At 39.3% G+C, this 16,305-nt stretch carries 9 protein-coding genes and 1 riboswitch; of the genes, 3 read left to right on the plus strand and 6 right to left on the minus strand.

The features are described from left to right. Positions 1-26: 26 nt before the first annotated feature. Positions 27-761 carry a GntR family transcriptional regulator gene (locus tag QE382_RS10475; protein ID WP_307185830.1) on the plus strand — a complete coding sequence of 245 codons (735 nt, stop codon included), beginning with the start codon at positions 27-29 and terminating at the stop codon, positions 759-761. A gap of 64 nt (positions 762-825) precedes the next feature. Here QE382_RS10475 and QE382_RS10480 read toward each other — a convergent pair whose 3' ends face one another. After that, positions 826-2,160 carry a glucosidase family protein gene (locus QE382_RS10480; RefSeq protein WP_307185831.1) on the minus strand — a complete coding sequence of 445 codons (1,335 nt, stop codon included), beginning with the start codon at positions 2,158-2,160 and terminating at the stop codon, positions 826-828. A 354-nt stretch (positions 2,161-2,514) separates the two neighbouring features. Between QE382_RS10480 and QE382_RS10485 the strand changes: the two genes are divergently transcribed. Further along, entirely contained in the window at positions 2,515-4,845 is a 2,331-nt protein-coding gene (locus tag QE382_RS10485; RefSeq protein WP_307185832.1) for a GH92 family glycosyl hydrolase, read from the plus strand. Positions 4,846-4,908: 63 nt separating this feature from the next. Here the strand turns inward: QE382_RS10485 and QE382_RS10490 are convergent, their stop codons facing one another. From QE382_RS10490 to QE382_RS10505, 4 genes are all read right to left on the minus strand, one after another. Then, entirely contained in the window at positions 4,909-6,090 is a 1,182-nt protein-coding gene (locus QE382_RS10490; protein ID WP_307185833.1) for a homoserine dehydrogenase, read from the minus strand. 51 nt (positions 6,091-6,141) lie between these two features. Beyond that, positions 6,142-7,185, minus strand: a complete 1,044-nt coding sequence (locus QE382_RS10495) for a homoserine O-acetyltransferase family protein (protein ID WP_307185834.1) — start codon at positions 7,183-7,185, stop codon at positions 6,142-6,144. Between the two features lie 35 nt (positions 7,186-7,220). Next, the gene (locus QE382_RS10500; RefSeq protein ID WP_307185835.1) at positions 7,221-8,531 is read right to left on the minus strand and encodes an O-acetylhomoserine aminocarboxypropyltransferase/cysteine synthase family protein; all 1,311 of its coding nucleotides are present in this window, start codon (positions 8,529-8,531) and stop codon (positions 7,221-7,223) included. Positions 8,532-8,788: 257 nt separating this feature from the next. Next, a riboswitch (SAM riboswitch) is annotated at positions 8,789-8,901 on the minus strand. Between the two features lie 180 nt (positions 8,902-9,081). Then, complete coding sequence (locus tag QE382_RS10505) at positions 9,082-11,109, minus strand: FUSC family protein (RefSeq protein WP_307185836.1); 2,028 nt, start codon at positions 11,107-11,109, stop codon at positions 9,082-9,084. 342 nt (positions 11,110-11,451) lie between these two features. Here QE382_RS10505 and QE382_RS10510 point away from each other — a divergent pair, with 342 nt between their 5' ends. After that, complete coding sequence (locus QE382_RS10510; protein WP_307185837.1) at positions 11,452-13,902, plus strand: TonB-dependent receptor domain-containing protein; 2,451 nt, start codon at positions 11,452-11,454, stop codon at positions 13,900-13,902. Between the two features lie 107 nt (positions 13,903-14,009). On the opposite strand, the gene QE382_RS10515 is transcribed toward QE382_RS10510, so the two are convergent. Beyond that, on the minus strand, positions 14,010-16,199 hold the full coding sequence (locus QE382_RS10515) for a glutamine synthetase III family protein (RefSeq protein ID WP_307185838.1): 2,190 nt from the start codon (positions 16,197-16,199) through the stop codon (positions 14,010-14,012). Positions 16,200-16,305: the final 106 nt, after the last annotated feature.

Genomic DNA, 16,305 nt, shown 5'->3' on the forward strand with positions numbered 1-16,305 from the left:
TTATTTTAGCACAAGCAATCCAACTGATGAATTTAAAAATAGATCATAAAAGCCCTGTTCCGCTGCATATACAAGCAGAGAATCTGTTACGCGAATTAATTAAGCAGCCTGAATATATAGAGGGTAAGTTATTGCCCAACGAAATTGAATTAGCAAAAAGATTGGCAATTTCCCGTTCTACTTTGCGTTTGGCGATCAATAAACTAGTCTACGAGGAGTTGCTCATTAGAAAGAAGGGAATAGGCACGAAGGTGGCTAGTTCCAAATTTAGTTCCAAATCCAAGAATTGGCTGAGTTTCTCACAAGAGATGAAAAACCGAGGAATTGAGGTAAAGAATTTTGAGCTTCACGTCAGCTGGGTTGTTCCGGACAAAGCAGTCTCGAAGTTTTTTAATGTAGATGAGGACCAAAAGCTATTAAAACTAGAACGTCTGAGAGGAAAGAAAGATGACCCATTTGTTTATTTTATATCTTACTTCCATCCGCGTATAGGTTTAAACGGCGATGAAGATTTTAAGAGACCTTTATATGAGATCTTAGAAGCAGATTATCATGTCGTTGCAGATCTTTCTCAGGAAGAGCTGGATGCAATGGCCGCAAATAAATTTATAGCTGATAAATTGGAGATTAATATCGGTGATCCTATTCTGTCCCGCAAGCGCTTTGTATTTGACCAATCTGGGAAGCCGATTGAATATAATTTGGGGTTCTACCGCGCGGAAAGTTTTACCTATACTGTCGAAAGCAGAAGAGATCATTAGGGAATTCACTCATCCTTTTTGAATGGATCAATTAGATGAGTGAATAGCTAATTTATTTATTCTTTTAATGATTCTTTTCCAGGGTAGTTTCAGCCCAGCTTTCTAGGAGAGCTATTGCTTTACTCAGCACGCCTGCTGAACCTTTGAATTTTCCTGATCCACTGGGTACGTTATTTTGATCATACCATTCGTAAAATCCTTTGTTTTTCACAACCCGATCGATCATCGGTTGGAGTTCGGTATAGGCTTCCTGATAAAAGCCATTTAAAACGAGTTGCTGGATCATCCGTCCGCCAAACCAGGTCCAATCACCACCATTTTGGTATTGGTAAGGCTGAGCCATTCCGCCGATGAAAAATCCAACTGGATAGGTTGGGTATAAGGTCAATCCAATACTCGGCATGCCAGATAACCGCACGTTTTCAAGCATTTGTTTGTTGACTGTTTTTATTTCTGAAGGAGTTAGTAGCCCCGCTTCTATAGCGATGGCGGTGCCGCCATGATAATGGATCGTATTTTCATCAAATCCTTTAGGAATAGGTGATGTCTTAGGGTATATGTGCGGAATGAATTTTTGTTTTTTCTTATCCCATAAATAACGTCTACTGTTCGTTTCGAGACTCTTTTTTAATCCTTTCCATTCCACCTCCTTGGGAGAGTTGGGCTGGATTTCAATCAAGGCCTGCAATGCAATAATAAACATCGCGTTGTCATAAATATCGATTGCCTCATTGGAAAGTTGGTCATTCCAATCACAACCAAAGCTGTCGTTGGGCTGTACATCTCCCCAATCTGCTGTCATCGCACCCCAAAGTAGCTGATACTTTTGGTTGAACCGTTCCTTTTTCAGATAATCCAACATAAGTTGGATACGGTCTTTTACAGAAATTCCACCGACAGACTCCTCCAAGATACTGTAATCCTTTGTTTTTATTATGTATTTACCCAACAATTGGATGAGTGACGTTTCCTGGTCGGTTTCTACCGTGTTTTTAAAACCCACATGATCAGGAGCGTTTTTTGAATAGTAGGGTGTATCATCATGCCAGGTAAAGTCTTTCTTTAGTACATAGCCGTCTACCATTTCGCCATTGGGCTGTTGCATCCTAAAAAATACTAAAATAGCCCCTCTAATGTCCGCTTGGGACCGCTCTTCCAATGCGGTTTCGATGAATGTATTGAGATCTCTGGCCCAAATTTGTGAGTAGCCACTTCCCGCATTGAAACCTTCTTTGATGACCTCTCGGGCAAGGCTGTCCACATATTTTAGGTTTTGATCCGCTAGAATGCTTTTTGCTAACTTAAGTTGCGCGATACGGTCGGATTTTGTTTGTTGTGCTGATAGTTGGGTTCCGAGTAACAGAAGTATTAGACTAAAAAATGGGGTGTTTTTTTTCATTGTGGTTGTATTGTAATTAATTAGGATTGACAAGTGTACCTGTCAATCATTGGTATTTATTTCAACGTTAATTTGTATTTATTTCAGGCTTGTGATCGAAGATCAGCCGTTCGATGTGTATTTTTTTTGAATTTATTTACTGGTTATATTTTAATATGTATGTACAATCAAAGTTATGGAAAAATGTCAGTATTTAAGCTTTAATAGTGTTTTATTTGATTAGTATTTAAAATTTTACAAATTTAGGCGTTGCGATGCAATCTGTTAAGTCGTTAAATTAAGTAATAAAATCTAACTCATGTTTATACATACTCTATTTTTTTGTAAGTTTGCTGTAGAACCTAATTGAGAACAATGGTAAAGCGTATCATTTATTATTTTTGTAGTTTATTTGTGAGTACGGCAGCTGTTTCCGCACAGCAGAAAACAGATTTGACCGTTTTTGTAAAACCTAATATTGGATCCGTCCATAGTCGGTATTTCTTTTATACACCAGCAGCCGTACCTTTTGGAATGGCTAAGCTCGCTCCGAGCACAAATGGAAGCTATGGGAACAAGTCGGGCTGGGAGGCCGTGGGTTATGACGATAGGCATACCTCAATAGAAGGCTTTGCTAATTTTCACGAATTTCAGGTAGGCGGAGTGGTATTTGCACCATCCGTTGGAAAATTGAAGACAATGCCCGGTCAACTTGATCGTCCACAAAGCGGTTATCGTTCCGATTTTGACAAGAAGGATGAATTTGCCACTTCTGGCTATTACCGTGTCATGCTAAAAGATTATAATATACTTGCTGAGCTTACGGCAACGAAGCGTGTCGGTTTTCACCGCTATACTTTTCCAAAAACGGAAGAAGCCAACCTTATTTTCGATATTGGCCATGTGATGGGGGAAAGTGGACCGGTCGTTGATGCCGAAGTAAATTATGACAAACAGCACGTCTGGGGATATGTGGTTACCAATCCTGTCTATGTACAAAAATATCAGCAGGGGGCTACGGTCAAAATGTTTTTCTTTGCGGAGATCAACAAACAACCGAAGTCTTTTGGGACATTTAGAGATTCTATAACTTTTGACCAACATACGCGCATAAAAGGAAAAGGAGCTGGAGTATATCTGAAGTTTGGCACTGAAGCAGGCGAATCAATAGACATCAAGACAGGTTTATCTTATACTTCTGTAGAAAACGCACAACTGAATTTGCTTAAAGAGGCGAAGGATATGTCGTTTGATGCTGCAAAGAATAATGCCTTGCAAACCTGGAATAGTGAACTGGGAAGAATTTTGGTGGAAGGGGGCAAAGCGGACGACCGCATTAAATTTTATACGGGATTGTATCATGCTTTACTTGGCCGTGGGCTTGCAAGCGATGTAAATGGTGCATATCCCAAAAATGACGGCTCGGTGGGGCAGATTGCCCTAAATAAGCAGGGGCAACCGATTCATCATCACTATAATACTGATGCCATCTGGGGTGCATTTTGGAATTTAACACAGTTGTGGTCCATTGCTTATCCAGACTATTACAACGACTGGATTCAGAGTCAATTGTTGGTCTATCGCGATGCCGGTTGGTTAGGAGACGGTATTGCCAACAGTAAATACGTTTCGGGTGTAGGAACTAATTTTACAGGTTTGGCAATTGCTGCGGCGTATAATGTCGGTATTCGTGACTATGATGTGAATCTTGCTTATGATGCGGTACGCAAAAATGAATTGGAAGCGAAGAATCGTCTGCCTGGAGCAGGAAAGTTAGATGTGGGAGTTTTCGTCCGCAAAGGCTACTCACCGTATATAAAAGATGATCATGGCAGTCCCGAACTATTGACCAATGGATCTCCTTTTGGCGCTTCGCATACCTTGGAATATGCCTTTTCCGCTGGAGCGGCTGCGCAATTTGCAAAATCATTGGGGCGTCAAAAAGACTATGTTAAATTTCAGGAATTATCCAATGGATGGCGCAATCTGTATGATGCCGAGACGAAGTTTATGCGGCCAAAGGATAGTACTGGACGATTCATTTCAAACTTTAACCCTTATGAACCATGGCGTGGATTTCAGGAAGGAAATGCATGGCAGTATACGTTCTATGTTCCGCATGTCCCACAAGAATTGGTTAAACTCGTTGGAAAGGATCTGTTCAATCAGCGGTTGGATAGTATCTTTACGGTGTCGCAGAAGAATGTGTTTGGAGGCGGTACACAAATTGACGCTTTCGCAGGGATTGAAAGTCTTTATAATCACGGTAATCAACCGAACCTGCATATCTCTTGGCTGTTCTATTTTTCTGGTAGACCTGATTTAAGTCAGAAATGGGTACGGGCAATTTGCAATGAGTTTTATGGTAACGATGCGATACATGGCTATGGCTATGGACAAGACGAAGACCAAGGACAGCTTGGAGCATGGTATGTATTGTCGAGTATCGGCCTATTCGATGTCCGAAGTCTCACCACCGAGAAGCCCGCACTTCAGATAGGCGCGCCACTTTTCGATCGGGTAACGATACAATTGCCGAAGAAATTAAGAAAAAATAAATTTATCATTCAGGTGAAGAAAGAGCAACCCAATAGTTCTATTGTTGATCAAGTTCGGTTGAATAATCGCCTGTGGAAAGGTTGGCAACTTCCTTTTGAACGTTTGGTGGAAGGTGGGATTTTAGATCTCAAGTTGAAAGGTGACTAAATATAAGATAAAAAAATAGCCCCATTCGGGGCTATTTTCAAGGTAGGTTGGTTTGTTGATTGCCTACGCGATTTCAGCAATAAAATTGCCCTCTTGATCCAAATCAGCTTTATGGGCTGCGATTTGTTGAAGATTAATATGTCCGATGACATATTTGAAATCTGGTGCGTAATATCGTTCTGTGATTTCACTGAAATTTAACTTTTCAATCAGTGTATCATCTGTATATCTCAAATAAACCTTAATTAAATAATCTTGGCTATAATTTAATGTGCTGGATTCTAAGTGTTTTTTATACTCATAGCGGTACCCATAGCGAAGAGCCGCGATATCCGATAGCACAGCAGAACCTGTTGGGTGGCCTCCTGCTCCTTTACCATAGAAAAATTGTTCGTCTGCAAAGGCCGCTTTCACCAATACTCCATTGTTCTCATTTTCTACATTATAGAGCATGCTGTCTTTGCCTACTAGGCGTGGTAATACATAAAGTACAACTTTGTTGCGATCGATCTCTTTTGCCGTCGGTATCAATTTGATCTTGAGGTTCTTTTCTTTCGCAAAACGAATATCTTGCTGTCCCAATTTATCAATACCAATATTGAACACATCTTCTGGTTTGACATAGATACCGTACGCATGCGAAGCAACAATGCATACCTTAAATTTGGGGTCAAATCCACCTACATCCAAGGTTGGATCTGTTTCTGCAAAACCGAGTTCCTGTGCTTTCTTCAAAGCATCTGCATAGTGCTGGTTTTCGTTGAAAACTTTTGATAGAATATAGTTGGAAGATCCATTAAAAATACCACTAACAGAGTGGAGCAGTTCATTATCATAATACTCTTCTAAATTTCGGATAATGGGAATACTACCACAAACAGCACCTTCATACAAGAGGCTTGTGCCATAATCATGTTGGATATCGACCAGTTCTTCCAAATGGCTAGCAATCATTTTTTTATTGGCTGAAACCACATTTTTCCCCGATTTCAGTGCGCGAACAGTTAGTTGGTAGGCTGCTTCGGCATCATCAATCAGTTCGACAACAGTATTAATTTCTGGATCACCTAAAATTGCCTCTGCATCAGTAGAAAACAAATCTGCTGGTAGCGAGCGTTTTTTATTACCATTTTTAATGACGAACTTCTTGATTTCCAGATTAAGATTTTTGGTTTTGATAATATCATAAAGGCCTTGGCCTACAACACCAAATCCAAACATCCCTATTGTTAATTTATTGCTCATATCTCTTCTTATATTCTCTTATTATATTCTCTTATTATATTGTTCAATCTCTTATACTAATTCAGCAGCGTACACTTTGTGGTCGCTCAGAAAGTGGCTAATAGCTTGCGTTAGTTTTGTTGTTTCGATCAAAAAGCCGTCATGACCATAGGTTGATTCAATCTCTTGGTAACGAGCATTGGGAATATGCTGTGCTATGAATTGTTGCTCTTGTGGAGGAAACAATAAATCTGTATTGACACTCAATACCAATGTTGGACAGCTAATGCTTGATAGTGCAGATTCAATAGACGATCTGCCACGCCCCAAATTGTGGCTATCCATTGCTTTGGTTAGGAAATAATAGCTGTAAGCATTATAGCGGTTTACTAATTTTTCCCCTTGATAGTTCTGATAGGAGGATGCTTTATAATGATCGAGTTTTTCGTTATCATCTTCCTTTTGCGTGTTGGCATACGTTGTATAGTTTCGGTAAGACAACAGTGCCATAGCGCGTGCAACTTTCAATCCTTTAGCTCCGCCATCAGGATGGTTGGCATAAAAGGTACGGTCGGTTGTAATGGCAAGGCGTTGGCTCTCATTGAATGCAATACCCCATGGTGAATGAACAGCATTTGTGCCAACGACGATTAAATGATCGACTGATATCGTGTTGGAAGCCGCCCATTCCAATGCCTGTTGTCCCCCTAATGAGCCCCCGATAAGAACGTTAATACGCTTGATGTCCAAATGGTCAGCAAGAAACTGGTGAGCACTGGCCAAATCCCTTACTGTAAATTCAGGAAAAGATAGGTAGTAAGGCTGTCCAGTAGCTGGGTTAATAGACAATGGGTTGCTACTATTATAGGCCGACCCAATAACGTTGGCGCAGATGATATAATAGTCGTTCGGATCAAATAAATCATCGGTTCCAAAAAGGCCTGGCCACCAATCCAAGACATTTGCATTGGCAGTTAAGGCATGACATACCCAGATCACATTGCTGCGATCTGGATTAAGTTTGCCAAACGTCTCATAACTGATTTGTAAATCAGTAAGCTCTTTTCCATTTTCAAATACAAAAGGCTCCGGGTGCAGATAAGTATGCTTACTCATTTTACGTTTAAATTTTATAGCCGACTAAAGTCCAATTAGTTGATTTTATCAAAAGCCTGTTGTAAATCAGCTTTGATATCATCAATATGTTCTATTCCAACTGATAGACGCAACAGTCCTTTGAACACACCAGCATTCGCTTGATCTTCGTCACTCAATTGTTGGTGGGTCGTTGCTGCAGGATGAATAATCAGCGATTTAGTATCGCCTACGTTAGCTAAATGACTGATTAATTCTAAACTGTCGATAAAGTCGTTGGCTTTTTGCGCTGCGTCGCCCTTTAGCTGGAAAGAAAGCACTGCACCGTAGCCGTTCTTAAGATATTTTTGCGCATTAGCGAAGCTTGGAGAGCTTTTTAATCCTGGATAATTTACTTTTTCGACCTGAGGATGGGCCTCAAGCCATCTAGCTATTTCCAACGCGTTGTCGATATGCCGTTGTACACGTAGAGACAATGTTTCAAGGCCTTGTAACAACAAGAATGAATTGAAAGGAGAGAGCGCTGGTCCGAAATCTCTTAATCCCTCTACACGCGCGCGAATTGCAAATTGTATATTGCCAAATGGGCCATTTTCACCAAAAACATCTGAAAACACCAATCCATGATAACCCTCGGATGGTTCAGAAAATTGTGGATACTTCCCATTCCCCCAGTTATAGTTACCCCCATCAACGATGACGCCACCAATGCTGGTTCCATGCCCCCCAATCCATTTCGTTGCCGATTCAACGACTACGTTTGCCCCATGCTCTAATGGTTTAAATAAATAACCCCCAGCTCCAAATGTGTTGTCAACAATTAATGGCAAATCGTATTTCTTCGCTACAGCGGCGATTTTTTCAAAATCAGGAATATTGAAACTCGGGTTTCCGATTGTTTCGACATAGATAGCCTTAGTTTTATCATCAATGAGCGCTTCTATTTTATCAGCTTCAGCATCGGTTGCAAAACGAGCTTCAATACCTAGCCGTTTGAATGAAACTTTGAATTGATTGAATGTGCCTCCATATAAGTTGGACCCTGCAACAAAATTGTCGCCGTTTTCAAGAATATTATTTAATGCAATAAACTGCGCTGCCTGACCAGATGCAACTGCGACTGCTGAAATGCCACCTTCTAAAGCTGCAATCCGTTGTTCAAATACATCCGTAGTTGGATTCATGATCCGGGTATAAATGTTTCCAAACTGCTTTAACGCGAATAGATTGGCTCCATGTTCTGCATTTTCAAATACAAAAGATGTTGTTTGATATATAGGAACTGCTCTGGATCCTGTGGTAGGATCAGCGACCTGGCCAGCATGAACCTGTAGTGTTTCGAATTTTAAATTTTTGTTAGAAGACATAATATATCAGATTTTAAGGTTTCAAAAAAGAATTTGTAAAGGTAAAAGAGAAGCATACACACCTACTTCGAAGGTCTGTCAAATCGTTATCCAAGGAAAAAGGAAATGATTTTTAACAAGCAGGGAAGTGTGTATGCATACGCATTCGCATCGATACTTTTTTACGATGTAGTACACTTTTGCTGTTCGCAAGGTTCAGTTCTATTGAACCTGAATTTTTAATGGATTTCAGTAATTTAATAAGCATTGTCTTATATCATTTATATGCTCCAAAACGATATTATTTTGGACAGGAATTGGCACCTTTTCAAGCAAATTGAAGGTTGCCAGTGGGTCATTGAGCCAGTCTCTCGCCACTTCTTTATAAATCAAGACCTACTGATTAAGGAAGGTGTTGATTAGAAATCTTCTTTCGAAGACGACACAAATATAAACTTCTTTTTTATCAATGCAAAAGAAATACGTTTTTTTTAGTTAAAAGAGAACTGCCTCCTTAGCTGTAATCGCATATTCGTTATCCAATAGCGATACATAAATGCATCGTTTGGCCTTATGTTTTAGTAAAGTTGATATTTTCAGCAAGCTGATCTAAATCGGTTAAAAGAGGTTTCAAAGCATCAATCCTACCGTGGATACCCTGCTGTATTTCGTGATTCGCCTCTCGACCTAAGGATATGGAGAGACCAACCAAATGTGAATTGATGCGATAGGAGAGTGCTTGAAAATGATGGATATGAGACCAGTCGACCCATTTGTGCTCAGGTTCTTTTTTCATTTGATTGATTGCTTCGGAAAAGAGAGCCATGGCTGTCTGTGCCTTTTTTCGAGCGAGCCGAATGTCGAAAGAACTTTGCAGATCGTCGGAAAGGCGTTTGTTGATAATTTGAAAATAATGGTGGTTATATAATGCGACCTCTTTTGCTAAGTGGACCATACTCGTGCTTTGGCGCACTGGTATCAAGAAATAACCCGCTATTGCCAGCAGCGCACCTACTAAAGTAAAAATTATTCTACTGCCCAAAATGATATTAATATTTCCTTCAAATAAGTTTAATGCAATGACTATGCCCAGCGTAATAAAGATCACACTGACCATATAGTTTGATCGGTTGAACAAGAAGAATCCAAATAGTCCAGTAGCGGCAATTAGAAGAAGAGCGGGCAGAAAATCAATGGAGACCAAACAGAGTATTCCGACGGCAATTCCCGAAAATGTACCTAGTATGCGTTCTATATTGCGTGTTTTGGTCATTGAAAATGCGGGTCTTGCAACAATGGCAATAGTGAGTAAGATCCAATAGGTATATTTAAAATCCAAGAAAGAAATACCTATCAATGCACCCGTTCCGAATAGAACGGCCATCCGGAGTGCAAAGCGGAAAAGTGGATTATGGAGATGGAGTCTGCTCTTGATGTCACTTAGATTACGCAAAGGACGACTGATAAATTGCTGATACTCATTGGCGTCAATTTTGTTTTTGATTTCTTGATTCTGAAAAAAAGCAATTTGAATCCGTTTGAGAACTTCAATAATAGCTTCGATATTGTGGATGATGGAAGCTAGAATACCATCTGCTGGGGCGGTTTGTTGTTCTTGAATTTTCTTTAGATCCGAAAGCAGCATACAGATTTTAACGTGGTTATCGTAGAGCTGTTCAGCATAGCGAAACCTTTTATTAGGCTGCGAAAAACTATCGATTTCCAGGGCCAGTAATGTTATGCTACGACGAATTAGCGGAAGGCTACCAGTATCTATCAAATTTTTTCGAATGGCATCATAATCATGATCCAGTGCAATAATTAATTCGTGTAAATCAATTAACCCATAGACTTGACTAAGCCAATAGTTGCTTTTGTGCCAGCGTTGGCTTATGATTTTTTCTTCCCTAAATAAGAGTGATCTGATTTGCTCCTGTTGTTCGCTGATCTGGCCATAAATTTTTCCGACGCGGCTGTAAGTCAAATCCAGCGGAATATCCGGATCGTAAGATTCAGAGCGTATCAATAGAAATTCAGATAAACCGTGAAACCCATTGGCCATAGCGTGTTTTAAAGAGCGATAGGGGTGTATGTGAACCTGTAATAGACTAAAGAAATAATAGATGCTGGCGCCTGCAGTAATTTGCAAGCTCACTGAAAGTGGATGCTGAGGGGCCATGCCGATGACAAAGCTCATCAGAATCAATGTCATGTTTCCGATTGCGGCATAACGGGGGCCGAAAACCCCATAAAAAGTGCAGATAAAGCCTGCGGAACTCAATAAAATAACTAGCGGCCAATGAAAAGGAAAAAGAAATGCTGTAAGAAGCGAAGAAACAAAGAAAGTGGGAATACAGACAAGAGCAGAAGAAAATTTATCTTTCCGATTACCTGGAGGATCAGTTAATGTAGTCAATAATGATCCCACCCCAATACCGATGGCCACATTTGCCGGCGTGCCCAACACATAGATCCCCAAACTGGGCAAAATGCTGATTGATACATTTCGCAAAGCATCGCCAGTGTGTTCACCCCGGATGAATCGGATAATATGGGTATAAAAAAGGTAGAATCTTTTCTTTAACGATTCAATGCTCATCAATCAGTTTACTAATTTTCGGTGTAAAAATACAAATATTATGCTTAATATTTATAGTATACATTTTATTTGTTTTGAATACTATGTATTTTTTAGGTTTTTATTTTGATTCGATGTTATTTTCCTACGATATGTTTCAGAAGATTCAAAATTAGCTCGCATGATCCTATCCGCTGTAAAAGCGATCAGCGAAGGATAGGGTTTACCGATATTATTTGCTTGTCTACCGAGTGAATCGGACTACCTGTCTATTTCTGCTAGTCGACGTGTAATGAATACGCGAGGTTTGTTGTCAGTATTATGAAATTGACTATCCGATTGATAGCCCAAAGAGATTAAATTATGAAACTAAAAAAAATTAAATTGCTCTTATTTTCTCTTGTTTTATTCCTGTGTTCTAATGCCGGACCCATTTCAGCACAGTCTGACGGGGGGAAATTACGTACTGTCGTTGTTGGGCAGGACAACCAGCCCATTGCTGCCGCAAATATTTCACTGTTTCGTAAACCCAATGATATCTTGTTAAAAGGAACCTTATCCAACGAAAATGGAGAAATTGTGTTGTTTGCGATACCCGAGGGGAAGTACAGCTTACAGGTGTCCACGGTGGGTTATATTACTTATCGTTCTGGGGAAATGATGCTGCGTGCAAGTGATTTCAAGGTGCTCGATACGATTCGATTACAGGTGGAAAGTAGAGTGCTGGATGAGGCACAGGTAATTGGTAAGAAACCATTAATTGAAAGTCACTTGGATAAAGTTGTGCTCAATGTCGAGAACAGTATTTTGGCAACCGGAAATAACGCATTGGAACTCTTGCAAAAGGTTCCGGGGGTAACTTTAGACAACAAAAAGATCAACCTACGTGGAAAAAGTAATGTGATCATCATGATTGATGGTAAGCCTACTTATCTTTCTGCAGATGAAGTGTCGCGCTTATTGGAAAATACAGCGTCAAATGCAATAGCCTCGATCGAAGTACTCACCAATCCACCTGCAAAATATGATGCGGCAGGGAATGCAGGAATTATTAATATTAAGACAAAGAGGAATACGCAATTTGGAAGTAATGTTAGTTTAAACCTCAATTTAGGGCAGGGTAAATATACAAAGGCTGATGGTGGCTTTCTCATAAACCATCGTAATAATTGGGTGAACTTATTTTCTTCCTATAACTATGCAACTGCCTTAGGCTTTAATGATTTAGATATCGATAGGGCTGTAGATATTAAAAGCGGGACGACTTTTTTCAATTCGGATTCTTATTCGAAATTCCGCTATCGAGGCCATAATTTCAAATTTGCGGCAGATTTTAACCTGGGGAAACAGGAGGTCATTGGATTTGTGGTTAATGGTAATGTAAGCAATGGTCATTCAACACGGGAGGGAAGCAATCTGATCGCTTCTCAAAAAGGAAAGCTTGACTCGGTAGTATTAGGAAGTAATTTGTCAGATTTTAAATACCATTACCTCACTTATAATCTGAATTACAAAAAGACATTTGATACCTTAGGGACTGAATTGACATTTAATGGGGACTATTCATATTCTAAAAATAATGACAATAGCACTGTTACAAACCATTTTTTGGACGCAAACTGGGAAGAATTTAAATCACCGCATATTTTCCGGAATGATATGCTTTCTAAGACAAAAATATTAGTTTTTAAAACCGATTTTGTCCATCCTTTTAATAAAACGACGAAACTCGAGGCGGGGTTAAAATATAGCCGCGTAAAAACAGATAATAATTTGTTGTACGAAGATCAGGATCAGCAAGGCGAGTTTGTGCAAAATAATGGTCAAAGTAATCATTTTTTGTACAATGAAAATATAGCAGCAGCTTATTTCAGTTTAAATAAATCGTTCGGAAAGTTTTCGATACAAACTGGACTGCGTGTTGAAAATACGAGCTCCCTAGGAAACTCAGTGACGCTTGGGCAACAAACAAAACGTACCTATACCGATTTTTTTCCATCCATATTTGTACAGCAACAGATTAATGATAATCACAAGTTTGGTGCGAGTTATAGCAGACGTATTGACCGTCCTGATTATGGCTCATTGAATCCTTTTGTGTATTATTTGGATCAATACACGTATCAGTATGGCAACCCTTATTTAAATCCGCAATACACCAATTCGTATGAAGTAAATTATACCTTTAAAGATCGCTATTTACTGAGTTTGGGCTATAAGAGGACCAACGATGCAATCACTCAGGTCATAGAAAGTAATTCAGAGACCAAAGCTATTGCACAGACCGATCGAAATTTGGCTTATTTTGATTATTACAACATGAATGTCAATATACCCGTTAAGCTTTTTAAATGGTGGAGTATTGCTAACAATGCCAGCGCTTTTTATAATAAGTTTAGTTTTGATGAGCACTCCGGAGCGCAACGCCAATTGGAAAAGTTATCGTTCCAAGTAAGTTCCAATCATGATATCCGAATCGGGGAAACGACAAACCTGGAGCTAACGGGCAATTATTTCTCGCCAGCAGTATATGGCGTATTCAGTTTTCAGTCTTACTATGGCATTGATCTAGGTGCAGGTAAAACATTTCTTGACAAAAAATTGAATGTCAAGTTGGGTATAAATGATGTCTTGAATACAAGAGGCCAGCGCAGATTGTCGAGTTATCAGGAAAATGGATACTATCGTATACGAAATGCATATGATAGTCGGGTTATCCGATTCTCTGTTTCTTATCGTTTTGGTAATATGAATATGAAATCAGTCAATAAAAAGGGGGGGAATAATGACGAAGATAATCGTTTAAAAAAATAGGAGCTATTGTTGTGAGAGGAAGTAAGGAGCAAGAGATGACGCATGTTCCCCTAAAACAAAAAAGCCAGCAATATTGCCGGCTCTTTTTGTTTTATTGGGAAGTTATCTTAACTTAAAAATAAGATCTCTCTCAATTTTGGAAGAGGCCATTTTTTGTCATCAACAATTTTCTCCAATTTGTTGACATGATAACGGATCACATCGAAATATGGTTTAACCAATTCATCGTAAGCGATTGATCTCTCACGTACATCATCAATTTGGTTTGCTTTTTTACGTTCTTGACGCATTGCTTCAGCTTGCTCCAAGATGGTATTTACATGTGTTGAAATACGTTCTACAAAGTTTAATTGAGAGCTGAATGCTGCTTGTGCCAGACCCAGGTCTTTTAATCCTTTGACGTTTTCAATCAGTTCATTTTGATAAATGAAACATGCTGGGGCGATTTGGTTGTTAACCATCTCTTCGATGACACGCGCCTCAATTTGTAATTTTTTATAGAAGTTTTCAAGCAAAATTTCGTGGCGAGCTTCTGATTCACGTTTGGTATAAATACCTAGTGATTCAAACAGGGCTAAAGATTCTTCTTTTACATAAACATCTAATGCTTTAGGTGTCGATTTGATGTTAGAAAGACCACGAGCTTCAGCTTCTTTTTCCCAATCTTCACTATATCCATTACCTTCAAAACGGATCGCTTTTGAATCTTTGATGTATTTTCGGACTACGTTTAAGATCGCAAGATCTTTTTTGGTGCCTTTTTTGATTTGTTTATCAACTTCTGTTTTGAACTCGATCAACTGTGCAGCGACGATTGCATTCAATACCGTCATTGGTAAAGCGGAGTTTGCTGAAGAACCGACCGCGCGAAATTCAAATTTGTTACCAGTGAATGCAAATGGTGATGTACGATTACGGTCAGTATTGTCTAATTTTAATTCAGGAACTTTAGGGATTCCATGCCATAAATTCGCCTCTGCTTTCACTTTTTTAGCTACGCGAGCCGATTCAACTTCTTCCAAAAGTTCATCCAATTGAGAGCCTAAGAAAATTGAAATAATTGCTGGAGGAGCCTCATTTGCCCCCAAACGGTGATCGTTGCTTGCACTCGCAATAGAAGCGCGCATTAAATCAGCATATTCATAAACTGCTTTGATAGTGTTGACAAAGAAAGTCAAAAACATCAAATTATTCTTAGGAGTTTTACCCGGAGACAGTAAGTTTATACCTGTATTTGTGATTAGAGACCAGTTGTTGTGTTTACCCGATCCATTAACACCAGAGTAAGGTTTTTCGTGCAATAATACTTTAAAATTATGTCGTAAAGCTACTTGCTCCATGAGATTCATTAACAATTGGTTGTGATCGATTGCCAAGTTGATTTCTTCATACATTGGCGCACACTCGAATTGGGATGGAGCAACCTCGTTGTGACGAGTCTTTAAAGGAATACCTAATTTTAGCGCTTCGTTTTCCAAGTCCACCATGTAGGCCAATACGCGTTCTGGAATCGCACCAAAATAGTGGTCTTCCAATTGTTGGCCTTTGGCCGACATGTGGCCAAATAACGTACGGCCCGTTAACTGAAGATCTGGACGAGCATTATATAAGGAAAGGTCAACCAAGAAATACTCTTGTTCAATACCAAGAGAAGCGTTTACTTTAGTGACCGATTTATCAAAATATTGAGCGACATCAGTTGCTGCTTTATCAACGGCATTGATTGCTTTTAACAAAGGTGCTTTATAATCTAATGATTCTCCTGTATAAGAAACAAAAACTGTAGGAATACAGAGTGTTTTACCAGCTCCTGTTTCATAGATGAAAGCTGGAGAAGATGGATCCCAAGCAGTATAACCTCTAGCTTCAAACGTGTTGCGGATACCACCATTCGGAAATGAGGATGCATCAGGCTCTTGTTGAACTAATGCGTCAGCTGTAAATTTTTCAATGGCTTCACCGTTTTCATCAGGTTCAAAGAACGCATCGTGTTTTTCAGCAGTCGAACCAGTTAGGGGTTGAAACCAGTGTGTGTAGTGTGAAACACCGTGATTAAGTGCCCAAGTCTTCATCGCTTGTGAGATATGCTCAGCTAAATCTCTTGAAATAATTTGGCCCTCTTCAATGGATGCAACTAACTCCTTATATGAATTTTTAGGAAGGTAGTCTTTCATTTTGTTTACGGAAAAAACATTCTTTCCGTAGATGTCAGTTGCTTTTTTAGTTTCAACTTTTTCAAATGAAGCGATTTGGCGTGAGCCAGCTGCTTCTACTGCTTTGAATCTTAGGTTCGACATTTGTATTTTGTAGTTAAATTACAGTTTTGTTGATTTTGTTTTTCAAAAATATTGTGTTTTTGTTAAAAATTGAAATTTTTTTTGATGTTTTTTTTGAAATAATTTG

The organism is Sphingobacterium zeae (assembly GCF_030818895.1).
GTDB lineage: Bacteria > Bacteroidota > Bacteroidia > Sphingobacteriales > Sphingobacteriaceae > Sphingobacterium > Sphingobacterium zeae.